The following is a 23832-nucleotide window of genomic DNA, read 5'->3' as shown; positions in this document are numbered from 1 at the left end:
TACCATGGCACCCCGGCCTGTTCGAGGGCCTGGGGTCCGGAACCGCTTGAGGAGTGCTCTTGCCAGACGAGGCCCAGCCGCTCTCCCCCGGACTGCGTCCGGCGGGATCCCATGCCGCGCGCCCGGACGAGCCGAAGCCCGCGACCGGGGCTTCCCCGGACGCGCCCCGGCCCGAGCGGCACGGCGCGACCCCCGAGGGCACCGGCGGGTCCGGGACGACGGCCCCCGCCGACCGGCCCCACCCCGCGCCCAAGCCGGGGCCCGCCGCCGCCTCGCCCCGCCCCGCCGCCGCACCGGCCCGCGCCCCCAAGCCCCCGGCCAAGGCCGACCAGCCCGCCGCCGCCAAGCCGCTGCCGGCCACCCCGGCGGGCCGCTCCGGCTCCCCGAACCGCGTACGGGCCCGCCTGGCCCGCCTCGGCGTGCAGCGCTCCAGCCCGTACAACCCGGTGCTCGAACCGCTGCTGCGGGCCGTCCGCGGCAACGACCCCAAGATCGAGACCGCGACGCTGCGCCAGGTCGAGCGGGCCTACCAGGTCGCCGAGCGCTGGCACCGCGGCCAGAAGCGCAAGAGCGGCGATCCGTACATCACCCACCCGCTCGCCGTCACCACGATCCTCGCCGAGCTCGGCATGGACCCGGCGACGCTGATGGCCGGTCTGCTGCACGACACCGTCGAGGACACCGAGTACGGCCTGGAGCAGCTGCGGAGCGACTTCGGCGACCAGGTCGCGCTGCTGGTCGACGGCGTCACCAAGCTCGACCGGGTCAAGTTCGGCGAGGCCGCCCAGGCCGAGACGGTCCGCAAGATGGTCGTCGCCATGGCCAAGGACCCGCGCGTCCTGGTCATCAAGCTCGCCGACCGGCTGCACAACATGCGCACCATGCGCTACCTCAAGCGGGAGAAGCAGGAGAAGAAGGCCCGCGAGACGCTGGAGATCTACGCTCCGCTCGCCCACCGCCTGGGCATGAACACCATCAAGTGGGAGCTGGAGGACCTCGCCTTCGCGATCCTCTATCCCAAGATGTACGACGAGATCGTGCGGCTGGTCGCCGAGCGGGCGCCCAAGCGGGACGAGTACCTCGCGATAGTGACCGACGAGGTCCAGGCCGATCTGCGCGCCGCCCGCATCAAGGCCACCGTCACCGGCCGCCCCAAGCACTACTACAGCGTCTACCAGAAGATGATCGTGCGCGGCCGCGACTTCGCCGAGATCTACGACCTGGTGGGCATCCGCGTCCTCGTCGACACCGTCCGCGACTGCTACGCCGCCCTCGGCACCATCCACGCGCGGTGGAACCCGGTCCCCGGCCGGTTCAAGGACTACATCGCGATGCCGAAGTTCAACATGTACCAGTCGCTGCACACGACCGTGATCGGCCCCAGCGGCAAGCCCGTCGAGCTGCAGATCCGCACGTTCGACATGCACCGCCGCGCCGAGTACGGCATCGCCGCCCACTGGAAGTACAAGCAGGAGGCGGTGGCCGGCGCGTCCAAGGTCCGCACGGACGTGCCGAAGAACGCCGGCAAGGGCCAGGAAACCGTCAACGACATGGCCTGGCTGCGGCAGCTGCTCGACTGGCAGAAGGAGACCGAGGACCCCGGCGAGTTCCTGGAGTCGCTGCGCTTCGACCTGTCCCGCAACGAGGTCTTCGTCTTCACCCCCAAGGGCGACGTGATAGCGCTGCCGGCCGGTGCCACGCCCGTCGACTTCGCGTACGCGGTGCACACCGAGGTCGGCCACCGCACGATAGGCGCCCGGGTCAACGGCCGGCTGGTCCCGCTCGAATCGACCCTGGACAACGGTGACCTGGTGGAGGTCTTCACCTCCAAGGCGGCCGGTGCCGGCCCGTCCCGCGACTGGCTGGGCTTCGTCAAGTCCCCGCGCGCCCGCAACAAGATCCGCGGCTGGTTCTCCAAGGAGCGCCGCGACGAGGCCATCGAGCAGGGCAAGGACGCCATCGCGCGCGCGATGCGCAAGCAGAACCTGCCGATCCAGCGGATCCTGACCGGCGATTCCCTGGTGACCCTCGCGCACGAGATGCGCTACCCCGACATCTCCTCGCTCTACGCCGCGATCGGCGAGGGCCACGTCGCCGCGCAGGGCGTCGTCCAGAAGCTGGTGCAGGCGCTCGGCGGGCAGGACGAGGCCACCGAGGACATCGCCGAGTCCACCCCGATCCGGCCGCGGTCCAAGCGCCGCTCCAGCGCCGACCCGGGCGTGGTCGTGAAGGGCGTCGACGACGTGTGGGTCAAGCTGGCCCGCTGCTGCACACCGGTGCCGGGCGACCCCATCATCGGCTTCGTCACCCGCGGCAGCGGCGTCTCGGTGCACCGCGCCGACTGCCTCAACGTCGACTCGCTCTCCCGGCAGCCGGAACGGATCCTGGACGTCGAGTGGGCGCCCACCCAGTCCTCGGTCTTCCTGGTCGCCATCCAGGTCGAGGCGTTGGACCGCTCCCGGCTGCTGTCGGACGTCACCCGGGTCCTGTCCGACCAGCACGTCAACATCCTCTCGGCGGCCGTCCAGACCTCCCGCGACCGGGTCGCCACCTCCCGTTTCACCTTCGAGATGGGCGACCCCAAGCACCTCGGGCACGTCCTGAAGGCCGTACGGGGCGTGGAGGGCGTGTACGACGTCTACCGCGTGACCTCGGCGCGGCGGCCGTAACGCCGCGAACACCGGAAAGGGCAACAGAAGGGCCCCGGTACCTCGGTACCGGGGCCCTTCTCCTACGCACAACTACTGCTGGCCGCCGAACTCCTCCAGGCCCTTGAGCGCCTGGTCCAGCAGCGCCTTGCGGCCCTCCAGCTCGCGGCCGAGCTTGTCGGCCTTGGCGTCGTTGCCGGCCGCCCGGGCCGCGTCGATCTGCTTCTGCAGCTTGTCGACGGCGTCCTGGAGCTGGCCGGTCAGCCCCGCGGCGCGGGCCCGCGCCTCAGGGTTCGTCCGCCGCCACTCGGCCTCCTCGGCCTCCTGGATGGCGCGCTCGACGGCGTGCATCCGGCCCTCGATCTTGGGGCGGGCGTCCCGCGGGACGTGGCCGATGGCCTCCCACCGCTCGTTGATCGACCGGAACGCGGACCGCGCGGCCTTCAGGTCCGAGACCGGGAGCAGCTTCTCGGCCTCGACGGCCAGCTCCTCCTTGCGGGTCAGGTTCTCCCGCTGCTCGGCGTCGCGCTCCGCGAAGACCTCACCGCGGGCCTGGAAGAAGACGTCCTGGGCGCCGCGGAAGCGGTTCCACAGGTCGTCCTCGTGCTCGCGCTGGGCGCGGCCGGCGGCCTTCCACTCCTGCATCAGCTCGCGGTAGCGGGCGGCCGTCGTCCCCCAGTCCGTCGAGTTGGACAGCGACTCCGCCTCGGCGACCAGCTTCTCCTTGGCCTTGCGGGACTCCTCGCGCTGCGCGTCCAGCGACGCGAAGTGCGCCTTGCGCCGCTTGGAGAAGGCCGAGCGGGCGTGCGAGAAGCGGTGCCACAGCTCGTCGTCCGCCTTGCGGTCCAGCCGCGGCAGGCCCTTCCAGATGTCGACCAGCGCCCGCAGCCGCTCGCCGGCCGCCCGCCACTGCTCACTGGCCGCCAGCTCCTCGGCCTCGGCGACCAGCTTCTCCTTGGCCTGCCGGGCCTCATCGCTCTGCCGCGCCTTCTGCGCCTTGCGCTCCTCGCGACGGGACTCGACGACCTCCACCAGCTTGTCCAGCCGCTTCCGGAGCGCGTCCAGATCGCCCACCGCGTGGTGCTCGTCGACCTGCTGGCGCAGATGGTCGATCGCGGTCATCGCGTCCTTGGCCGACAGGTCGGTGGTCCGGACCCGGCGTTCGAGGAGGTCGATCTCGACGACCAGGCCGTCATACTTGCGCTCGAAGTAGGCAAGGGCCTCCTCGGGGCTGCCCGCCTGCCACGATCCGACGACCTGCTCGCCGTCGGCGGTACGCACGTACACGGTCCCCGTCTCATCGACGCGGCCCCACGGGTCGCTGCTCACAGCGCCTCCTCCACATGATGCCGGCGAAGGGCGTACGGCCCCCCGGCATCGTCCACAGTTTCTGTCCGGCAGGGCCGCGCCCTGACCGTCCGACGGGTGGTTTTGCGGGTGAGGGTGGAAGCCGTCGGACCAGGCACCCTACCCACACGCCAATCTAGGCGACGGGCGGTCGGCTGTCCGCATCCAGCACGACCGAAATTCCGCCCGGCGGCCGGTCAGGACTTCGTGACGGTCGCCCGGTCGATCACGACGGTGGCGTGCGGGGCGGTGTTGCCGGTCTGCGGATCGGGTTCCGTCGCCCCGGCGGCGGCGATCTTGCGCAGGACGTCCATACCACCGGTGATGGTGCCGAACGGGGTGTAGTTGGCGGGCAGCTTGCTGTCCTGGTAGACGAGGAAGAACTGGCTGCCGCCGGAGTTGCGGGTCTTGGGGTTCCTGCCGTCGTAGCTGTTGGCCATCGCGACCGTGCCCGCCGGATAGACGCCGCCCTTGAGCCGCGGGTCCTTGAGGTTCTCGTCCGGGATCGTGTAGCCGGGGGAGCCGCTGCCGGTGGCCGTCGGGTCGCCGCACTGCAGGACGTGGATGCCCTGGTCCACCAGGCGGTGGCAGCGGCTGTGGTCGAAGAAGCCCTGACGGGCCAGGAACGCGAAGGAGTTGACGGTGTGCGGCGCCTTGCCGGCGTCCAGCTTCAGGCCGATCGTGCCGCAGGTCGTCGCCAGCTTCACGGCGTAGGAGGCCGAGGTGTCGACCGACATCGTCGGCTCCTTCTTCCAGGTCTGCCGGGACGGCGAGCCCTTCGCGGGGGTGCGGCAGGGGTCGTCCGGCCGGTGGCTGCCCGCGGCCGCGTCGGACGTGCGGTCGTCGCCGCCGATCAGCGCGGTGGAGGCGTAGACGGCCCCGCCGGCGGCCAGTGCGACGGCCACCGCGCCGGCGATGACGGCGTTGCGGCGCCTGGCCCTGTGCTGGGCGGCGGTCCGCCGCTGCTGCTGGCGCGCGTACTTCTCCCGGGCGAGCTGCCGCCGCCGCTGATCCTTGCTGACCACCGACTCGTCTCCTTGTCCGATCACCGATCGCTGAGGTGCGCCGTCGCCGTACCGTATACGGGTTCGCCCTGTCGGGAGTCCCGCCGGTAGGCTCTGGAGCTGCCGAGATGTCCGGGAGCGGCCCCGCGGCCGCCCGCCACACCGATCCTTAAGGACGAACGTGCTGATTGCCGGGTTCCCCGCCGGGGCCTGGGGCACCAACTGCTACTTGGTCGCCCCCGCCGCAGGCGAGGAGTGCGTCATCATCGACCCGGGCCACCAGGCCGCCCAGGGAGTCGAGGACGCGGTCAGGAAGCATCGGCTCAAGCCCGTCGCGGTCGTCCTCACCCACGGCCACATCGACCATGTCGCGTCGGTCGTCCCGGTGTGCGGCGCGCACGACGTCCCGGCCTGGATCCACCCCGAGGACCGCTACATGATGACCGAGCCGGAGAAGGCCCTGGGCCTCTCCGTCGGCCAGCAGCTCATGGGCGACCTCACGGTGGGGGAGCCCGACGACGTCAAGGAGCTGAGCGACGGTGCCGTCCTGGGACTCGCCGGCATGGAGTTCTCGGTCGCGCACGCACCGGGCCATACCAAGGGGTCGGTGACGTTCGGGATGCCCGAGCAGGCGGACGTTCCGCCGGTCTTCTTCTCGGGCGACCTGCTGTTCGCCGGCTCCATCGGACGCACCGACCTGCCGGGCGGCGACCACGCCGAGATCCTGAAGTCGCTGGCACGCGTGTGCCTGCCGCTGGACGACTCGACCGTCGTACTGTCCGGTCACGGCCCCCAGACCACCATCGGCCGCGAGCGCGCCACCAACCCCTTCCTTCGCGAGGTGGCCGCCGGCCTCGGAGACGGCGTCCGCGCCGCTCCACGACGAGGAATGTGACGAGAGCTTTCCGTGAGCACCTTCAAGGCCCCCAAGGGCACCTACGACCTGATCCCGCCGCAGTCCGCCACCTATCTCGCGGTGCGCGAGGCGATCGCCGCGCCGCTGAAGAACTCCGGCTACGGCTACATCGAGACGCCCGGTTTCGAGAACGTCGAGCTGTTCGCGCGCGGCGTCGGTGAGTCCACCGACATCGTGACCAAGGAGATGTACGCCTTCGAGACCAAGGGCGGCGACCGGATCGCGCTGCGCCCCGAGGGCACCGCCTCCGTGCTGCGCGCCGCACTGGAGGCCAACCTCCACAAGGCCGGCAACCTCCCGGTCAAGCTCTGGTACTCCGGCTCGTACTACCGCTACGAGCGTCCGCAGAAGGGCCGTTACCGCCACTTCTCCCAGGTCGGTGCCGAGGCGATCGGTGCCGAGGACCCGGCGCTGGACGCCGAGCTGATCATCCTGGCCGACCAGGCGTACCGCTCGCTGGGCCTGCGCAACTTCCGCATCCTGCTCAACTCGCTGGGCGACCAGGAGTGCCGCCCCGTCTACCGCGCCGCGCTGCAGGACTTCCTGCGCGGCCTGGAGCTGGACGAGGACACCCGGCGCCGGGTCGACATCAACCCGCTGCGGGTCCTGGACGACAAGCGGGACGCGGTCCAGAAGCAGCTGACCGGTGCGCCGATGCTGCGCGACTACCTCTGCGAGGCGTGCAAGGCCTACCACGAGCAGGTGCGCGAGCTGCTGACCGCGGCGGGCGTGGCCTTCGAGGACGACGAGAAGCTGGTGCGCGGCCTGGACTACTACACCCGCACCACCTTCGAGTTCGTCCACGACGGCCTCGGTTCGCAGTCCGCGGTCGGCGGCGGCGGCCGCTACGACGGCCTGTCGGAGATGATCGGCGGCCCGGCGCTGCCGTCCGTCGGCTGGGCGCTGGGCGTGGACCGCACGGTGCTGGCCCTGGAGGCGGAGGGCGTCACGCTCGACATCCCGGCGGCCACCGCGGTCTACGCCGTCCCGCTCGGCGACGAGGCCCGCCGGGTGCTGTTCGGCGCGGTCACCGAGCTGCGCCGGGCCGGCGTCGCCACCGACTTCGCCTACGGCGGCAAGGGCCTGAAGAACGCCATGAAGTCCGCCAACCGCTCCGGTGCGCGGCTGGCGCTGGTCGCCGGCGACCGCGATCTGGCCGAGGGCGTCGTGCAGCTGAAGGACCTGGAGAGCGGCGAGCAGACGCCGGTCGCGGTGGCCACCGTGACCGAGGAGGTCCGGCGCCGGCTGGGCTGAGGTACGGCCGGACGACGACATGGCCAGGGGCCCGGGCGGCGCGACCGTCCGGGCCCCTCGCGTCAACACCCCGCACCGGGGGTTCATCCGCTTTATGCGCAGCGAACGGCCCGTTGTGGTGGGGTTGGGGCACAATGAGGGACGCGGCCGCGGGCCCGCCTGCCGCAGCCCCAGCCCCACTCCCAAGGCATCGACGGAACGGCGATATGACGACGACAGCGGTTGACGACGTGTCCATCGACGACGACCACGCCAGTGGCGCGCGCACCCTGGGCGCGGGCCGCGGCCTCGGGCTGCTGCTGGTGATCACCGGCGCGCTGGGCCTGCTGGCCGCCTGGGTCATCACCCTGGACAAGTTCGAGCTGCTGAAGGACCCGAACTTCAAGCCGGCCTGCAGCCTCAACCCGATCATCTCCTGCGGCAGCGTCATGCAGAGCAAGCAGGCGGCGGTCTTCGGGTTCCCCAACCCGATGGCCGGGCTCGTCGGCTTCGGCGTGGTCGTGGCGATCGGCATGGCCGTCCTGGCCGGTGCCCGCTTCCGCCGCTGGTACTGGATCGGCCTGAACATCGGCACCGGGCTCGCCGCGGTCTTCTGCATGTGGCTGATGAGCCAGTCGCTGTACAGCATCAACGCGCTGTGCCTGTGGTGCACGCTGACCTGGTGCGTGACGATCCTGATGTTCTGGTACACCACCGCGCACAACATCAAGCACGGCGTCATCCCGGCCCCCGCCGGCGTGCGGAACGCGGTCGTGGAGTTCCACTGGGTCGTGCCGGTCCTCTGGTACGGCGTGATCGCGCTGCTGATCCTGACCCGCTGGTGGTCGTTCTGGAGCAGCCTGCTGTAGCGAACCGCCCTCCCGCTCGGCCGGGAGGCCGGCTGCGCCCCGGTCCGTCCCCGACGGTCGCCGGGGCGTTGTCAGTGGGGTGGCATAGGCTCGTGAGCGTGGAGCCCGACCTGTTCACCGCCGCCGCCGAAGACCGCCAGGAGAAGGACCCCGCGGGGTCTCCGCTCGCCGTGCGGATGCGTCCGCGCACCCTCGACGAAGTCGTGGGCCAGCAGCATCTGCTCAAGCCCGGCTCGCCGCTGCGCCGGCTGGTGGGGGAGGGCAGCGGAGGGCCGGCCGGGCCGTCCTCGGTGTTCCTGTGGGGCCCGCCCGGCACCGGCAAGACGACCCTGGCGTACGTCGTCAGCCAGGCGACGAACAAGCGCTTCGTGGAGCTCTCCGCGATCACCGCCGGGGTCAAGGAGGTCCGCGCGGTGATCGACGGCGCCCGCCGCGCCTCCGGGGGGTACGGCAAGGAGACGGTGCTCTTCCTCGACGAGATCCACCGCTTCAGCAAGGCCCAGCAGGACTCCCTGCTGCCCGCGGTGGAGAACCGCTGGGTCACCCTGATCGCCGCGACGACCGAGAACCCGTACTTCTCGGTGATCTCCCCGCTGCTCTCCCGTTCGCTGCTGCTGACCCTCGAACCGCTCACGGACGACGATCTGCGCGCACTGCTGCGGCGGGCGCTGACCGACGCCCGCGGGCTGGCCGGGGCCGTCACGCTCCCCGAGGACACCGAGGCGCATCTGCTGCGCATCGCGGGCGGCGACGCCCGGCGTGCGCTGACCGCCCTGGAGGCGGGCGCCGGAGCCGCGCTGGCCAAGGGCGAGAAGGAGATCGCCCTGACGACGCTGGAGGAGTCCGTCGACCGCGCGGCGGTGAAGTACGACCGCTCCGGCGACCAGCACTACGACGTCGCCAGCGCCCTGATCAAGTCGATCCGCGGTTCGGACGTCGATGCCGCGCTGCACTACCTCGCGCGGATGATCGAGGCGGGGGAGGACCCGCGGTTCATCGCCCGGCGGCTGATGATCTCGGCGAGCGAGGACATCGGCCTGGCCGATCCGACGGCGCTGCAGACCGCGGTCGCCGCCGCCCAGGCCGTGGCGCTGATCGGTTTCCCGGAGGCCCGGATCACGCTGAGCCAGGCCACCATCGCCCTCGCCCTGGCGCCGAAGTCGAACGCCGCCTATCTGGCCGTCGACGCCGCGCTGGCGGACGTCCGGGCCGGCAAGGCCGGCGCGGTGCCGCTCCATCTGCGCGACAGCCACTACAAGGGCGCCCAGAAGCTCGGCCACGGCCATGGCTACCAGTACCCGCACGACCTGCCCGGCGGCATCGCGGCCCAGCAGTACGCCCCCGACGAGGTGCACGGCAAGCGCTACTACGAGCCCACCCGCCATGGCGCCGAGGCCCGTTACGCCGATGTGGCGGACCGGGTCCGGGCCCGGCTGCGCGGCGCCGCCGGGGAGCCGGCCGCCGAGTAGACGGCGGGCGGCACCGGCCCAACTGGCAGGCGGGTGCGGCCTATTGGTCCGCGGCGTCGAAGAGCGTGTGCATCGCCCGCCGCAGCTCGGCCACGTCCCGTACCGGCTCGGGGAAGTCGAAGCGGGCGTCGAAGGAGCGCTGCGCGGGGTCGGTGAAGCGGACCCGCAGCCCGAAGCGGTCCAGGGCCACCGGTACGGCCTTCTCGCGCGCCCCGCAGACCCGGCCGCGCTCGCCCAGCAGCGTGCACAGCCCGCGGATCTGCTCGCCGTGCGCCGCGGCCAGGTGCTGCAGCAGTTCCGCCTCGTGGGCGACCAGCGGATCGGGCGCGGCGGCCGCGAAGTCGTCCGGCTCGACGGGCCCGGCGCCCCAGAGATCGTCCACCGCCCCCTCGCCGACCTCCAGGCGCAGCATCATCCAGGCGGTCCGCCCGTAGAGCCCCGGGGCCGGCTCCGGGTGCAGCGCCTCGCCGAGTCCGAGGAGTTCGCCGACCGGGTGCCGCTCGGCGAGCAGCAGCGCGGCCTCGGCGCGCTGACCGTTGCGTACGGGGGTCAGCCAGCCGGCCAGCCAGGCCCGGGCGCGGATGCGGTGGGGCACCGAGACCGGTGCCACATCCGTGATCTCCATCACGGCGGTCAGGTCGTCGTCCTGGGCGTGTGCGGCCGCCCGGGCCGCCACACAGTCGCCGGGAACCAGCAACAGCACGTCTCCGTCGGGCGTCACGGTCCGGCAGACCGGAGCGGTGAGCCCGGTCTCGTCCGGATCCTCGACTCCGGGGACGCTCAGCGACGCCATACCATGGGATTCGACGAGAGTGCGTACGCGTTCGGCGGCGGTCGGCTGCCGGGCGTCTTCCTTGGGACGCGGCTGACCCGTCCCGGTGCTCTGACCAGCACCGGGCAGGGGGATCCCAGGTCGAAACATGCGTTCTCCTCGCGCTAAGGTAAGCCTCACCTAACTTACATGGAGGAACGTTCCACGTGAACCAGTCGCGTCCCAAGGTCAAGAAGTCGCGCGCGCTCGGCATCGCGCTGACTCCGAAGGCCGTCAAGTACTTCGAGGCCCGCCCCTACCCGCCCGGCGAGCACGGCCGCGGCCGCAAGCAGAACAGTGACTACAAGGTCCGTCTGCTGGAGAAGCAGCGTCTGCGCGCGCAGTACGACATCAGCGAGCGCCAGATGGCGCGCGCCTACGACCGCGCCCGCAAGGCCGAGGGCAAGACGGGCGAGGCCCTGGTGGTCGAGCTGGAGCGCCGTCTGGACGCGCTCGTCCTGCGTTCGGGCATCGCCCGCACCATCTACCAGGCCCGCCAGATGGTCGTGCACGGCCACATCGCGGTCAACGACCGCAAGGTCGACAAGCCGTCCTTCCGCGTCCGCCCCGGCGACGTCGTGATGGTCCGCGAGCGCAGCCGCGAGAAGCACCCCTTCCAGGTCGCGCGCGAGGGCGGCTACGCCCCCGACGGCGAGACCCCGCGCTACCTGGAGGTCAACCTGCAGGCGCTGGCGTTCCGCCTCGACCGGGACCCCAACCGCAAGGAGATCCCGGTGATCTGCGACGAGCAGCTCGTCGTCGAGTACTACGCCCGCTGACGCCACCCCGCGCGGCGCGGCACCACCTCAGCCCGCCGTCTCCCCGCCGCTCGCGGAGGGGGAGGCGGCGGGCTGGTGCGTGGCCGGCGGCGCGATCCGCACCGCCCGGCGCGGCACCGGCAGCGGGCCGGCCGGCCGCAGGATCCGGGCCACCGCCGCGTCCAGGTCGAGCCGGCCGCCCTCCCGCAGACAGCGCTCGTAGTCCCCGTCCCCCAGCTCCCGCCGGGCCCGGTCCTCGCACAGCGCGTGCGGCCGGCTGAAATAGCGCGAGCCGAACAGCGGCAGCCCCACAGACGGCCAGATCCGCCCCGCCGCGCCCTGCAGCACCGCCGCCTCCGCCGCATCGCCCTCGCCCACCGTCACCAGCGCCAGCAACTCGATCGCCAGCACCGCGCCCAGCAGGTCGTGGAAGGTGTGGTCGATGGCCAGGCACTCCTCCAGCAGCGCCCGGGCCCGCCCGCCCTCGCCGCGCGACCAGGCCGCGAAGGCCAGCACGAACAGCGCGTACGCCAGCGTCCAGCGCTCCCCGTGGTCCTCGCACACCTGCCGGACGTCCTCGCACAGCCGCACCGCGTCCGCCAGCTCGCCCTGGAAGGCCACCGCCATCGCCAGCTCGACCTGCCCCATCAGCACATTGCTGTTGAGCTCGCCGATCTCCCGGTAGCGCGCCAGCGCCCCGCGCAGCAGCTCCTCGGCCCGCGGCATGTCGTCGCAGACCAGCGCCAGACAGCCGGTGCGGTGCAGCGCATAGGCGGCCGCGGTGGCGTTCCCGGTCCGCTCGGCCTCCTCGCTGCACTCCTGCAGCGCCCCCAGCGCGCCGACCGTGTCCCCCTGGAGCACCGCCACGTAACCGGCCACCCACAGCGCCTTCAGCCGGGCGTCGTCATGGCCGCCGTCCAGCTCCAGCGCCCGGTCCAGCCAGTGCCGGCCCTCCGACAGCCGCCCGCAGCCGACCCAGTAGAACCACAGCGTGCCCGCCAGGTACTGGCCCAGATGCGTCTCGGTGGTGCTCTGCAGGCTCTCCTCCAGCGCCACCCGCAGATTGGGCAGCTCGGCCTCGATCCGGGCCGCGATCTCCGCCTGACGCGAGCTGAACCAGTCCAGCTCGCACCACGTCGCCAGCCCCAGGTACCAGTCCCGGTGCCGCCGCCGCAGCCGCTCGGCGTCCCGCGTCGCCGCCAGCCAGCCCGCGCCGTAGGCCCGTACGGTGTCCAGCATCCGGTAGCGCACCCCGGCCGCGGTCTCCTCGCGGACCAGCACCGACTGGGCGACCAACTCCTCGACCGTGTCCAGGAGTTCGTCGGCCGGCAACTCCGGTCCCGAGCAGACGTACTCCGCCGCCTCCAGGTCGAACTGCCCCGCGAACACCGACAGCCGCGCCCACAGCAGCCGCTCCCCGGGCGTGCACAGCTCATGGCTCCAGCCGATCGCGCAGCGCAGCGTCCGGTGGCGGGGCAGCGCGCCCCTCGTCCGGCCGGTCAGCAGCCGGAACCGGTCGTCGAGCCGGAGCAGCACCTGGTCCACCGACAGCGCCCGCAGCCGCCCGGCGGCCAGCTCCAGCGCGAGCGGGATGCCGTCCAGGCGGTCACAGAGCTCACCGACCGCGGCCTCGTTGGCCGGCCCGACGGTGAAATCCGGAACGACGGCCGCGGCCCGGTCGGCGAACAGCGCCACCGCATCGCCCCCGGGCATCGGCGCCAGCGGCATCAGCTGCTCGCCCGGGATCCCCAGCGGCCGCCGGCCGGCCGCCAGCACCCGCAGCCCCGGCGCGCGGCGCAGCAGTTCGGCGGTCAGGCCGGCGCAGGCGTCGACCAGGTGCTCATAGCCGTCCAGGACGAGCAGCAGCTCACGGCCGGCGAGGTGGTCGCAGAGCGTGGCGCGCACCGGTCGGCCGCTGTGGTCGGCCGCCGCCAGGGCCTCGGCGACCGCGTGGTCCAGGAGGTGCGGCTCGCTCAGCGAGGCCAGTTCGACCAGCCACACCCCGTCGCAGAAGCGATCCTGCAAGATCGCCGCGCCATGGCGGACCAGCCGTGACTTGCCGACCCCGCCGAGCCCGGTGACGGTCACCAGCCGGGCCGATGCCACCTGCCGGGCCAGCTCGGCCAGCTCGTCGTCGCGGCCGATGAACCGGTTCAGCTCCGCGGGGAGATTGCCCGGCGCACCCGGTGGCCCGCCCGGCCCGCCCGGCGGTCTCCCGGGCCCATCCGGACGGCCGGGGGAGGGACCCGAAGCGGGCCCGGAGCCCGTGAAGCGTCGCATGGCACACGGAGCGTACTCGGCGGGATGCGGACCGTACAATCACCTCTCCCGATTCCCCGGACGTCCCCGTCCCGGCGCGGAGAACTGGGTACGGACGGACAGTCACGGCGCGATAAGGTCAAGGTTGCCGTTCGAGCAGGACGGGACCAGACCAGTCGGAGAGTGGTGCCAACGTGTCCGGTGGAGAGGTGGCCGGGATTCTCGTGGCCGTCTTCTGGGCGATCCTCGTGTCGTTCCTCGCCCTCGTGCTGGTGAGGCTCGCACAGACGCTGAAGGCGACGACGAAGATGGTGGCCGAGGTGTCCGAGCAGGCCGTTCCGCTGCTCGCCGACGCCTCCGCGACCGTCCGCTCCGCGCACACCCAGCTGGCGCGCGTCGACGCGATCGCCGCCGACGTCCAGGAGGTCACCGCCAACGCCTCCGCGCTCTCCTCGACCGTCTCCTCCGCCTTCGGCGGGCCGCTGGTCAAGGTGGCCGCGTTCGGCTACGGCGTACGCCGCGCGATCGGCAAGAAGGGCGCGCCGGCCCCCGCTGAACGCGCACCGCGCACCGTCGTCGGCCGTACCCTGCCCGGCGCCCGCCGCGGCGGGCGCCGCAACCGCCGCTCCAAGGACTGATCACCGCGATGTTCCGCCGCGCATTCTGGTTCACCACCGGCGCCGCCGCCGGGGTGTGGGCCACCAACAAGGTCCACCAAAAGCTGCGCAAGCTGCAGCCCGACAGCCTCGCCGCCCAGGCCGCGGACAAGGCCGTCGAGACCGGACACCGGCTGCGCCAATTTGCATTGGACGTACGCAGCGGAATGGCGGACCGTGAAGAGCAGTTGCACGAGGCACTCGGCCTGAGCACGCCGGCCGAGGCACGTGAGCTGCCCGCACCGCGCCGCGCGGTGCTCGAAGGACACCACCGAACCACGAGAACAACCGGACCGACCGGTCTGACCGGACCGACTGGAAAAGAGGACCACTGATGGAGTCGGCTGAAATCCGCAGGCGCTGGCTGCGCTTCTTCGAGGAGCGCGGGCACACCGTCGTGCCGTCGGCGTCGCTCATCGCGGACGACCCGACGCTGCTGCTGGTCAACGCGGGCATGGTCCCCTTCAAGCCGTACTTCCTCGGCGAGGTCACGCCGCCCTACAAGACGGCGACCAGCGTCCAGAAGTGCGTCCGCACGCCGGACATCGAGGAGGTCGGCAAGACCACCCGGCACGGCACGTTCTTCCAGATGTGCGGCAACTTCTCCTTCGGCGACTACTTCAAGGAAGGCGCCATCAAGCACGCCTGGGAGCTGCTGACCGGCTCACAGGCCGAGGGCGGCTACGGCCTCGACCCGGAGAAGCTCTGGATCACCGTCTACCTCGACGACGACGAGGCCGAGCGCATCTGGCACGAGGTCGTCGGCGTGCCCAAGGAGCGCATCCAGCGCCTGGGCAAGAAGGAGAACTACTGGTCCATGGGCGTCCCGGGCCCGTGCGGCCCGTGCTCCGAGATCAACTACGACCGCGGCCCCGAATTCGGCGTCGAGGGCGGCCCGGCCGTCAACGACGAGCGGTACGTGGAGATCTGGAACCTGGTCTTCATGCAGTACGAGCGCGGCGCGGGCACCGGCAAGGAGGACTTCGAGATCCTCGGCGAGCTGCCCAGCAAGAACATCGACACCGGCCTCGGCCTGGAACGCCTGGCGATGATCCTCCAGGGCGTCCGCAACATGTACGAGACCGACACCCTGCGCGTCGTCATCGACAAGGCCACCGAGCTCACCGGCGTCCGCTACGGCTCCGCCGACGGCACCGACGTCTCGCTGCGCGTGGTCGCCGACCACCTCCGCACGTCCACGATGCTCATCGGCGACGGCGTAACCCCCGGCAACGAGGGCCGCGGCTACGTCCTGCGCCGCATCATGCGCCGCGCCATCCGCAACATGCGCCTGCTCGGCGCCACCGGCCCGGTCGTCGGCGAGCTGCTGGACGTGGTCATCCGGACCATGGGCCAGCAGTACCCCGAGCTGCTGGCGGACCGCAGCCGCATCGAGACCGTCGCCCTCGCCGAGGAGGCCGCCTTCCTCAAGACCCTGAAGGCCGGCACCAACATCCTCGACACCGCCGTGACGGAGACCAAGGCCGCCGGTGGCGCGATCCTCCCCGGCGACAAGGCCTTCCTGCTCCACGACACCTGGGGCTTCCCGATCGACCTCACCCTCGAAATGGCCGCCGAGCAGGGGCTCTCGGTCGACGAGGACGGCTTCCGCCGCCTGATGAAGGAGCAGCGGGAGCGCGCCAAGGCCGACGCCCAGGCCAAGAAGCACGGCCACGCCGACCTCGGCGCCTACCGCGAGATCGCCGACAGCGCCGGCGCCACCGACTTCATCGGCTACGCCTCCACCGAGGGCGAGTCCACCATCGTCGGCCTGCTCGTCAACGGCGCCTCCTCCCCGGCCGCTTCCGAGGGCGACGAGGTCGAGGTCGTCCTGGACCGCACCCCGTTCTACGCCGAGGGCGGCGGCCAGATCGGTGACACCGGCCGCATCAGGCTGGACAACGGCGCGGTCATCGAGGTCCGCGACTGCCAGAAGCCGGTTCCGGGCGTGTACGTCCACAAGGGCGTCGTGCAGGTCGGCGAGGTCACGGTCGGCGCCCCGGCGCACACCACCATCGACGTGGCCCGCCGCCGCGCCATCGCCCGCGCCCACTCCGCCACCCACCTCACGCACCAGGCGCTGCGCGACGCCCTCGGCCCGACGGCCGCCCAGGCCGGTTCGGAGAACCAGCCGGGCCGCTTCCGCTTCGACTTCGGTTCGCCGTCCGCCGTGCCCACGGCCGTGATGACGGACGTCGAGCAGAAGATCAACGAGGTCCTGGCCCGCGAGCTCGACGTGCAGGCCGAGATCATGTCGATCGACGACGCCAAGAAGCAGGGCGCCATCGCCGAGTTCGGCGAGAAGTACGGCGAGCGGGTGCGCGTCGTCACCATCGGCGACTTCTCCAAGGAGCTGTGCGGCGGTACGCACGTGCACAACACCGCCCAGCTGGGTCTGGTGAAGCTGCTCGGCGAATCGTCCATCGGCTCCGGCGTGCGTCGCATCGAGGCCCTGGTCGGCGTCGACGCGTACAACTTCCTCGCCAAGGAGCACACGGTCGTCGCCCAGCTCCAGGAGCTGGTCAAGGGCCGTTCCGAGGAGCTGCCGGAGAAGATCTCGGCGATGCTCGGCAAGCTCAAGGACGCCGAGAAGGAGATCGAGAAGTTCCGCGCCGAGAAGGTGCTCCAGGCCGCCGCCGGGCTCGCCGAGGGCGCCAAGGACGTCCGCGGCGTCGCCGTCGTCACCGGCCAGGTCCCGGACGGCACGGCCGCCGACGACCTGCGCAAGCTGGTCCTCGACGTACGCGGCCGCATCCAGGGCGGCCGGGCCGCCGTCGTGGCGCTCTTCTCGGTCGCAGGCGGCCGCCCGGTGACGGTCATCGCCACCAACGACGCCGCCCGCGAGCGCGGCATCAAGGCCGGTGACCTGGTCCGTACGGCCGCCAAGACACTCGGTGGCGGTGGCGGCGGCAAGCCGGACGTTGCCCAGGGCGGCGGCCAGAACGCGGCCGCGGTGCCCGAGGCCATCGAGGCCGTCGAGCGCCTGGTCTCCGAGGCGGCCTGACGCGCGTGAGTGACATGCGACGCGGCCGGCGCCTCGCGGTCGATGTCGGGGACGCCCGGATCGGGGTCGCCTCGTGCGACCCCGACGGGGTCCTCGCCACCCCCGTCGAGACCGTGCCGGGACGTGACGTTCCGGCAGCGCACCGCCGGCTGAAGGCGATCGTCGAGGAGTACGAGCCCCTTGAGGTCGTGGTCGGTCTGCCCCGCTCCCTCAGTGGGGGAGAGGGGCCGGCCGCGGCCAAGGTCCGGGCGTTCGCCCAGGAATTGGCAAAGAACATCGCGCCCGTCGGGGTCCGGCTGGTCGACGAGCGGATGTCGACTGTCACCGCGACCCAGGGCCTGCGCGCCTCCGGCGTGCGCAGCAAGAAGGGACGCTCGGTCGTCGACCAGGCGGCCGCGGTGGTGATCCTGCAGAGCGCACTGGAAACCGAACGCCTCTCCGGGGAACCTCCGGGCGAGGCCGTCGAAGTGGTCATCTGATCGCGATACGGTAACGTGCCGCGCGATGCGGCGGTGGTTCGAACAGCCGCACGTGCAAGTAGAGGCGGATCGACACAGCAAGCGCGCTGCCCGTACGGAGCGCACCGCCTCTCGGCTCTAGGGGATCGATGACCGAGTATGGCCGGGGCTACGGCTCCGAACCGTGGCATCCCGAGGACCCGCTCTACGGAGACCAGGGGCCCTACGGAGGCCAGGAGCACCAGCCGCAGTGGGGCGGGCAGCAGCCCGCCCCGCAGCACCACCCGGATCCCCAACAGCATCCCCAGCAGCATCCGCAGCAGCACTACGGCCAAGGCTGGGACGGCTCCTCGACCGGGCAGTTGCCGGCGTACGACCCGTACGACCCCTACGCCGCCCAGCAGCCCCCGGCCGATCCGTACGCCGGAGCGGGCCAGGACTACTACGGCCATCAGGACCCGTACCAGCAGCAGCCCCAGCACGGCCACCAGCAGCCACCGCACCACCAGCAGGCACCGCAGCACCAGCAGCAGGTGCCGCACCAGCAGCCGTACCCGCCGGAGCAGTACGAGCAGCACCCCGCCGGGGCGCCGTACGAGGACCCCGCCTACGAGAACGCCGCCTACGAGAACGCCGCGTACGAGAACACCGCCTACGAGGACGCGCCGGGCGACGACTGGCGGGCCGACCCCGAGCGGCCGCGGGAACCGGAGCCTGAGCACTCGTTCTTCGCCGGTGACGACGCCGACGAGTACCCCGACGACGAACCGGGCGACCGCCGCGGCGGCCGCGAACGGCGCGGCAAACGGAACGGCAAGAAGAACAAACGCCGCAGCGGCACCGCCTGTCTGGTCATGACCCTGGTCTTCGCGGGCGCGGTCGGCACCGTCGGCTATTTCGGCTACGACTTCTTCATGGCCCACTTCGGATCGGCGCCCGATTACGAGGGTGAGGGCTCGGGTGCCGTCCAGGTCGACATTCCGGACGGTTCGACCGGCTTGGAAATGGGCCAGATCCTGGCGAAGAAGGGCGTGATCAAGAGCGCCGGGGCCTTCACCGAGGCGGCCGGCGACAACCAGAAGGCCAAGTCGCTCCAGCCCGGTACGTATTCGCTCCGCAAGCAGATGTCGGCGGCCTCGGCCATCCAGTTGATGCTGGACCCCAAGAGCCGCAACGGCCTGACGATCCAGGAGGGAATCCGGGCGGCCACGGTCTACAAGCTGATCGACAAGAAGCTCAAGCTCAAGCCGGGGACCACCAAGGACATAGCGCACAGCCAGGCCAAGAACCTCGGACTGCCGTCCTGGGCCGACGACAACAGCAAGATAAAGGACCCGCTGGAGGGCTTTCTCTATCCGTCCACCTACAGCGTGGGCGAGAAGGCGAAGCCGGCCGTGGTCCTCAAACAGATGGTGTCGCGGGCCAAGCAGGTGTACGCCAAGTACGACCTGGAAGGCAAGGCGCGCGAATTCCACCTCTCCTCGCCGCTGCAACTGCTCACCGTGGCCAGCCTCACCCAGGCCGAGGGCAAGTACAAGCACGACTTCGTCAAGGTCGCGCGGGTCGTCTACAACCGCCTCAAGCCGAACAACACGGAGACCTACGGCCTGCTCGACTTCGACTCGACGGTGAACTACGCCCGGTCCCAGAGCACTTTGGACACCGGCTCCGTCGACGACCTGAGGCACTTCAACGATCCCTACAACACCTACAAGTTCAAGGGACTCCCGCCCGGGCCGATCGGCAATCCCGGCGAGGTGGCGATCAATTCCGCCATCAACCCGGCCAAGGGCAACTGGTACTACTTCGTCTCGATCAGCCCGGAGAAGACGTTGTTCGCCGAGACGAACGAGGAGCACGAGCGGAACCGCCGCATTTACGAGCAGGAACACAAGAAGGCGAATCAATGAGCCCCACCCGTCGTGCGGCGGTCCTAGGGTCGCCCATCGCGCACTCCCTTTCGCCGGTGCTGCACCGCGCCGCCTATGACGCACTCGGGCTCACCGGCTGGGAATACGGCCGGCACGAGGTCGACGAGGCCGCGCTGCCCGGATTCCTGGAAAAGCTCGGGCCGGAGTGGGCCGGGCTCTCGCTGACCATGCCGCTCAAGCGCGCGGTGATCCCGCTGCTCGACGAGATCACCCCCACCGCGGCCTCGGTCGAGGCGGTCAACACCGTCGTCCTCACGCCCGACGGCCGTCGGCTGGGCGACAACACCGACATCCCGGGCATGGTCGCGGCATTGCGCGAGCGCGGTGTCACGGAGGTCGAGCGCGCGGCGGTCCTCGGCGCCGGAGCCACCGCCTCCTCCGCGCTCGCCGCGCTCTCCCGGATCTGCTCGGGCCGGGTCACCGCGTACGTGCGCAGCGAGGCGCGGGCCGCGGAGATGCGGCAGTGGGGCGAGCGGCTGGAGGTGGACGTCCGCACGGCGGACTGGGCGGACGCGGCCGAGGCGCTCAGCGCGCCGCTGGTGATCGCCACCACCCCCGCCGGCACCACCGACGCCCTGGCCGCCGCCGTCCCGGACCGCCCCGGCACGCTCTTCGACGTCCTCTACGAGCCCTGGCCGACCGCGCTCGCCGGCGACTGGGCCGACCGCGGCGGCGCGGTGGTCGGCGGCCTGGACCTGCTGGTGCACCAGGCCGTGCTGCAGGTCGAGCAGATGACGGGCCGCTCGCCCGCCCCGCTGGCCGCGATGCGCGCGGCCGGCGAGGCCGCCCTCGCGGCCCGCTGAGCCACCGGACGGTTCCCGCGCGGGACGCCGGGGTCCGCTTCCTGGACTCGGCGCCGCCGCTCCCGCGTGACGTGGGAGGATCAGGGGGAGACCGTACGCGGATGAGCAGTACTGAGGAGCACCGTTGAGCAGGTTGCGCTGGCTGACGGCGGGGGAGTCGCACGGCCCCGCACTGGTGGCGACGCTGGAGGGCCTTCCGGCCGGGGTCCCGGTCACCACCGACTTGGTGGCGGACGCCCTGGCGCGCCGCCGGCTGGGTTACGGCCGCGGTGCCCGGATGAAGTTCGAGCGGGACGAGGTCACGTTCCTGGGCGGGGTGCGGCACGGCCTGTCGCTGGGCTCGCCGGTGGCGATCATGGTGGGCAACACCGAGTGGCCCAAGTGGGAGCAGGTGATGGCGGCCGACCCGGTGGATCCGGAGGAGCTGGCGGCGCTGGCCCGTAACGCGCCGCTGACCCGCCCGCGCCCCGGTCACGCCGACCTCGCCGGAATGCAGAAGTACGGTTTCGACGAGGCCCGCCCGATCCTGGAGCGCGCTTCGGCGCGGGAGACCGCGGCCCGGGTCGCGCTGGGCGCGGTGGCCCGCTCCTTCCTCAAGGAGACCGCCGGCATCGAGATCGTCTCGCACGTCGTCGAGCTGTGCTCCGTGAAGGCTCCGCAGGGCGTGTACCCCACGCCGGCCGACGTCGAGAAGCTGGACGCCGACCCGCTGCGCTGCCTGGACGCGGATGCGTCGAAGGCGATGGTCGCGGAGGTCGACCAGGCCCACAAGGACGGCGACACGCTCGGTGGTGTGGTCGAGGTGCTGGCGTACGGCGTGCCGGTCGGCCTCGGCTCGCACGTGCACTGGGACCGCAAGCTGGACGCCCGGCTCGCCGGTGCCCTGATGGGCATCCAGGCGATCAAGGGCGTCGAGATCGGCGACGGCTTCGAGCTGGCCCGGGTGCCCGGCTCCAAGGCGCACGACGAGATCGTGGGCACGCCCGAGGGCATCCGGCGCGTCTCCGGCCGCGCCGGCGGTACCGAGGGCGGCCTGAGCACCGGCGAGCTGCTGCGGGTGCGGGCCGCGATGAAGCCGATCGCGACCGTGCCGCGCGCGCTGAAGACCGTGGACGTCACCACCGGCGAGCCGGCTCAGGCCCACCACCAGCGTTCCGACGTGTCCGCCGTGCCGGCCGCCGGGATCGTCGCCGAGGCCATGGTGGCGCTCGTCCTCGCCGACGCCGTGGTGGAGAAGTTCGGCGGCGACAGCGTGGCCGAGACCCGCCGCAACGTACAGGGCTTCCTCGACAACCTGGCGATCAAATGACGTCCCCGGTGGTCGTGTTGATCGGCCCGCCCGGTGCCGGTAAGTCCACGGTGGGCGCGCTGCTGGCCGAGCGGCTGGGGGTCGGCTACCGGGACACCGACGCGGATGTCGTCGCCACCGCCGGCCGGCCGATCGCCGAGATCTTCATCGACCAGGGCGAGGCGCACTTCCGCGCACTGGAGCGGGAGGCGGTCCGGACCGCGCTCGACGAGCACCCGGGCGTGCTCGCGCTGGGCGGCGGCGCGATCCTCGACGAGGGCACCCGCACGCTGCTGACCGGGCTGCCGGTGATCTTCCTCGACGTCGAACTCGCCGACGCCGTCAAGCGGGTGGGCCTCGACGCGCCCCGCCCGCTGCTCGCCGTCAACCCGCGCAAGCAGTGGCGCGAACTGATGGAACGGCGCCGTCCGCTCTACACCGAGGTCGCGCGCGCCGTGATCCCCACGGCGGAGCGCACCCCCGGCCAGGTCGCCGAGGCGATCCTGGACGCATTGGACCTACGGCCGGCCGCGGGCGGCACCCCGCAGGCGGCCCACAGGGAGGAGAACGCATGACGGAGCAGGCCACCCGGATCCAGGTCGGCGGCACCGCGGGCACCGACCCGTACGAGGTGCTCGTCGGGCGGCAGCTGCTCGGTGAACTCCCGGGCCTGATCGGCGCCGGGGTGAAGCGGGTCGCCGTGCTGCACCCGGAGGCGCTGGCCGCCACCGGTGAGGCACTGCGCGAGGACCTCGCCTCCCAGGGCTACGAGGCGATCGCCGTCCAGCTGCCGAACGCCGAGGAGTCCAAGACGGCCGAGGTCGCGGCGTACTGCTGGAAGGCGCTGGGACAGTCCGGCTTCACCCGCAGCGATGTGATCGTCGGCGTCGGCGGCGGGGCCACCACCGACCTGGCCGGTTTCGTCGCCGCCACCTGGCTGCGCGGCGTGCGCTGGATCGCGATCCCCACCACCGTCCTGGGCATGGTCGACGCCGCCGTCGGCGGCAAGACCGGCATCAACACCGCCGAGGGCAAGAACCTCGTCGGCGCCTTCCACCCACCGGCCGGGGTGCTGTGCGACCTGGCCGCGCTGGACACCCTGCCGGTGCACGACTACGTCTCCGGCCTGGCCGAGGTCATCAAGGCCGGTTTCATCGCCGACCCGGTGATCCTCGACCTGATCGAGGCGGACCCCGAGGCCGCCAAGCGCCCCGACGGCGCGCACACCGCCGAGCTGATCGAGCGGGCGATCCGGGTCAAGGCCGAGGTGGTCTCCGCGGACCTCAAGGAGTCCGGTCTGCGGGAGATCCTCAACTACGGCCACACCCTCGCGCACGCCATCGAGAAGAACGAGCGCTACAACTGGCGGCACGGCGCCGCGGTCTCCGTCGGCATGGTCTTCGCCGCCGAACTCGGCCGGATCGCCGGCCGCTTGGACGACGCCACCGCCGACCGGCACCGCGCGGTGCTGGCCTCCGTCGGGCTGCCGCTGACCTACCGCGGCGACCAGTGGCCCAAGCTGCTGGAGACGATGAAGGTCGACAAGAAGTCCCGCGGCGACCGGCTGCGCTTCATCGTCCTGGACGGCCTGGCCAAGCCGACCGTCCTGGAGGGCCCGGACCCGGCCATGCTGCTCGCCGCGCACGCGGAGATCTCATCGTGAGCGACGCACGTGCGGCCGCCGGGCCGCAGACGACGACGATGGCCGCACCTCTGCGCCGCGCGGGCGGAGAAGCGAACCAAAGGGGCACAGCATGAGTGGCGCACTGCGGCGGGTGCTGGTCCTGAACGGTCCCAACCTCGGCCGGCTGGGCTCCCGTGAGCCCGATGTCTACGGTGCCACCTCCTACGCCGGACTGGTCGAGGAGTGCGCCCGGCTCGGCAAGGAACTGGGCCTCGCGGCCGAGGTCCGGGAGACCAACGACGAGGGCGAGATGATCCGCTGGCTGCACGAGGCCGCCGACGGAGCCGTCCCGGTCGTCATCAACCCCGGTGCGTTCACGCACTATTCGTACGGAATGCGGGACGCGGCCGCCCAGCGCACCGCCCCGCTCATCGAGGTGCACATCTCCAATCCGTACGCCCGCGAGCAGTTCCGCCACACCTCGGTCATCGCGGCCGTGGCCAGCGGCACGGTGGCCGGATTCGGCATCGGCTCGTACCGGCTCGCGCTGCGTGCGCTGGCCGAGGAACTGAACGACTGACGCGTCCCGACGGGCGCTTCGGGCCCGCCCCCGGCCGTTCACGCGGTGCGTGCCGGGGGTAGGAGGCCCCCGGCGCGCCGCCGGGAGGGTACCGTTCGCAAGCAGTACCTCCCCACGCCGGCGGCCGTGGGCCCAACGGCCCCTGGGGGCCGCCGGGTTACCGCACGGCGCACC

At 71.9% G+C, this 23832-nt stretch carries 20 protein-coding genes; 16 read left to right on the top strand and 4 right to left on the bottom strand.

Translation table 11 applies throughout. The annotated features are described in order from the left end of the window. Positions 1–59: 59 nt before the first annotated feature. Positions 60–2669, top strand: a complete 2610-nt coding sequence (locus AB0E02_RS29550; RefSeq protein ID WP_362144641.1) for a bifunctional (p)ppGpp synthetase/guanosine-3',5'-bis(diphosphate) 3'-pyrophosphohydrolase — start codon at positions 60–62, stop codon at positions 2667–2669. A gap of 72 nt (positions 2670–2741) precedes the next feature. On the opposite strand, the gene AB0E02_RS29545 is transcribed toward AB0E02_RS29550, so the two are convergent. Both AB0E02_RS29545 and AB0E02_RS29540 read right to left on the bottom strand, forming a co-directional pair. Beyond that, the gene (locus AB0E02_RS29545) at positions 2742–3977 is read right to left on the bottom strand and encodes a DUF349 domain-containing protein (protein WP_362144638.1); all 1236 of its coding nucleotides are present in this window, start codon (positions 3975–3977) and stop codon (positions 2742–2744) included. Between the two features lie 215 nt (positions 3978–4192). Then, positions 4193–5020, bottom strand: a complete 828-nt coding sequence (locus AB0E02_RS29540; protein WP_362144635.1) for a peptidylprolyl isomerase — start codon at positions 5018–5020, stop codon at positions 4193–4195. A gap of 160 nt (positions 5021–5180) precedes the next feature. Here AB0E02_RS29540 and AB0E02_RS29535 point away from each other — a divergent pair, with 160 nt between their 5' ends. The 4 genes from AB0E02_RS29535 (at position 5181) to AB0E02_RS29520 (ending at position 9486) form a co-directional block, all read left to right on the top strand. Next, positions 5181–5894: an MBL fold metallo-hydrolase gene (locus tag AB0E02_RS29535; RefSeq protein ID WP_362144632.1), complete on the top strand. Its 714-nt coding sequence runs from the start codon at positions 5181–5183 to the stop codon at positions 5892–5894. Positions 5895–5906: 12 nt separating this feature from the next. Beyond that, the gene (gene hisS / locus AB0E02_RS29530) at positions 5907–7169 is read left to right on the top strand and encodes a histidine--tRNA ligase (RefSeq protein WP_362144629.1); all 1263 of its coding nucleotides are present in this window, start codon (positions 5907–5909) and stop codon (positions 7167–7169) included. Positions 7170–7375: 206 nt separating this feature from the next. Beyond that, positions 7376–8017 carry a vitamin K epoxide reductase family protein gene (locus AB0E02_RS29525; protein ID WP_362144627.1) on the top strand — a complete coding sequence of 214 codons (642 nt, stop codon included), beginning with the start codon at positions 7376–7378 and terminating at the stop codon, positions 8015–8017. A gap of 98 nt (positions 8018–8115) precedes the next feature. Continuing rightward, positions 8116–9486: a replication-associated recombination protein A gene (locus AB0E02_RS29520; RefSeq protein WP_362144624.1), complete on the top strand. Its 1371-nt coding sequence runs from the start codon at positions 8116–8118 to the stop codon at positions 9484–9486. 40 nt (positions 9487–9526) lie between these two features. Here AB0E02_RS29520 and AB0E02_RS29515 read toward each other — a convergent pair whose 3' ends face one another. After that, positions 9527–10279, bottom strand: a complete 753-nt coding sequence (locus AB0E02_RS29515; protein WP_362144621.1) for a DUF2470 domain-containing protein — start codon at positions 10277–10279, stop codon at positions 9527–9529. Between the two features lie 185 nt (positions 10280–10464). On the opposite strand from AB0E02_RS29515, the gene rpsD reads away from it, so the two are divergent. Then, positions 10465–11076 (top strand): 30S ribosomal protein S4, encoded by a 612-nt coding sequence (gene rpsD, locus AB0E02_RS29510; protein WP_030415331.1) that lies wholly within the window; start codon positions 10465–10467, stop codon positions 11074–11076. Between the two features lie 27 nt (positions 11077–11103). Here rpsD and AB0E02_RS29505 read toward each other — a convergent pair whose 3' ends face one another. After that, positions 11104–13335, bottom strand: a complete 2232-nt coding sequence (locus AB0E02_RS29505) for an AAA family ATPase (protein ID WP_362144618.1) — start codon at positions 13333–13335, stop codon at positions 11104–11106. Positions 13336–13508: 173 nt separating this feature from the next. Between AB0E02_RS29505 and AB0E02_RS29500 the strand changes: the two genes are divergently transcribed. The 10 genes from AB0E02_RS29500 (at position 13509) to aroQ (ending at position 23658) form a co-directional block, all read left to right on the top strand. After that, positions 13509–13952 (top strand): DUF948 domain-containing protein, encoded by a 444-nt coding sequence (locus AB0E02_RS29500; protein WP_362144616.1) that lies wholly within the window; start codon positions 13509–13511, stop codon positions 13950–13952. Positions 13953–13960: 8 nt separating this feature from the next. Then, positions 13961–14305, top strand: coding sequence for a DUF6167 family protein (locus AB0E02_RS29495; protein ID WP_362144613.1), 345 nt, complete (start codon positions 13961–13963; stop codon positions 14303–14305). Beyond that, complete coding sequence (gene alaS / locus AB0E02_RS29490; RefSeq protein ID WP_362144610.1) at positions 14305–16974, top strand: alanine--tRNA ligase; 2670 nt, start codon at positions 14305–14307, stop codon at positions 16972–16974. Before AB0E02_RS29495 ends, alaS begins: the two co-directional genes overlap by 1 nt. Positions 16975–16988: 14 nt before the next feature. Next, complete coding sequence (gene ruvX, locus AB0E02_RS29485; RefSeq protein ID WP_030415336.1) at positions 16989–17453, top strand: Holliday junction resolvase RuvX; 465 nt, start codon at positions 16989–16991, stop codon at positions 17451–17453. A 128-nt stretch (positions 17454–17581) separates the two neighbouring features. Beyond that, on the top strand, positions 17582–19342 hold the full coding sequence (mltG, locus tag AB0E02_RS29480) for an endolytic transglycosylase MltG (protein WP_362144607.1): 1761 nt from the start codon (positions 17582–17584) through the stop codon (positions 19340–19342). Next, a complete protein-coding gene (locus AB0E02_RS29475) occupies positions 19339–20166 on the top strand; it encodes a shikimate dehydrogenase (protein WP_362144605.1) in 828 nt (275 codons plus the stop codon). Before mltG ends, AB0E02_RS29475 begins: the two co-directional genes overlap by 4 nt. A gap of 124 nt (positions 20167–20290) precedes the next feature. Further along, a complete protein-coding gene (gene aroC / locus AB0E02_RS29470; protein WP_107052810.1) occupies positions 20291–21475 on the top strand; it encodes a chorismate synthase in 1185 nt (394 codons plus the stop codon). Then, positions 21472–22029 carry a shikimate kinase gene (locus AB0E02_RS29465; RefSeq protein WP_362144601.1) on the top strand — a complete coding sequence of 186 codons (558 nt, stop codon included), beginning with the start codon at positions 21472–21474 and terminating at the stop codon, positions 22027–22029. The genes aroC and AB0E02_RS29465 overlap by 4 nt, the downstream gene beginning before the upstream one ends. Further along, entirely contained in the window at positions 22026–23117 is a 1092-nt protein-coding gene (aroB, locus tag AB0E02_RS29460; RefSeq protein WP_030415341.1) for a 3-dehydroquinate synthase, read from the top strand. The genes AB0E02_RS29465 and aroB overlap by 4 nt, the downstream gene beginning before the upstream one ends. A gap of 91 nt (positions 23118–23208) precedes the next feature. Further along, the gene (gene aroQ / locus AB0E02_RS29455; RefSeq protein WP_030415342.1) at positions 23209–23658 is read left to right on the top strand and encodes a type II 3-dehydroquinate dehydratase; all 450 of its coding nucleotides are present in this window, start codon (positions 23209–23211) and stop codon (positions 23656–23658) included. The last annotated feature ends 174 nt before the right edge of the window (positions 23659–23832 follow it).

Source organism: Streptomyces sp. NPDC048196 (assembly GCF_040652715.1).
Taxonomy (GTDB): Bacteria; Actinomycetota; Actinomycetes; order Streptomycetales; family Streptomycetaceae; genus Streptomyces; species Streptomyces siderophoricus.
The sequence above is the reverse complement of the archived record's forward strand: the minus strand, read 5'-3'. Positions and strand labels throughout refer to the sequence as shown.

Coding starts and splice junctions, on each gene's coding strand:
- aroQ (WP_030415342.1), top strand. CDS start 23,209: ATGAGTGGCGCACTGCGGCGGGTGCTGGTCCTGAACGGTCCCAACCTC.
- AB0E02_RS29465 (WP_362144601.1), top strand. CDS start 21,472: ATGACGTCCCCGGTGGTCGTGTTGATCGGCCCGCCCGGTGCCGGTAAG.
- AB0E02_RS29505 (WP_362144618.1), bottom strand. CDS start 13,335: ATGCGACGCTTCACGGGCTCCGGGCCCGCTTCGGGTCCCTCCCCCGGC.
- ruvX (WP_030415336.1), top strand. CDS start 16,989: ATGCGACGCGGCCGGCGCCTCGCGGTCGATGTCGGGGACGCCCGGATC.
- AB0E02_RS29475 (WP_362144605.1), top strand. CDS start 19,339: ATGAGCCCCACCCGTCGTGCGGCGGTCCTAGGGTCGCCCATCGCGCAC.
- alaS (WP_362144610.1), top strand. CDS start 14,305: ATGGAGTCGGCTGAAATCCGCAGGCGCTGGCTGCGCTTCTTCGAGGAG.
- aroB (WP_030415341.1), top strand. CDS start 22,026: ATGACGGAGCAGGCCACCCGGATCCAGGTCGGCGGCACCGCGGGCACC.
- AB0E02_RS29525 (WP_362144627.1), top strand. CDS start 7,376: ATGACGACGACAGCGGTTGACGACGTGTCCATCGACGACGACCACGCC.
- AB0E02_RS29515 (WP_362144621.1), bottom strand. CDS start 10,279: ATGGCGTCGCTGAGCGTCCCCGGAGTCGAGGATCCGGACGAGACCGGG.
- AB0E02_RS29495 (WP_362144613.1), top strand. CDS start 13,961: ATGTTCCGCCGCGCATTCTGGTTCACCACCGGCGCCGCCGCCGGGGTG.
- mltG (WP_362144607.1), top strand. CDS start 17,582: ATGACCGAGTATGGCCGGGGCTACGGCTCCGAACCGTGGCATCCCGAG.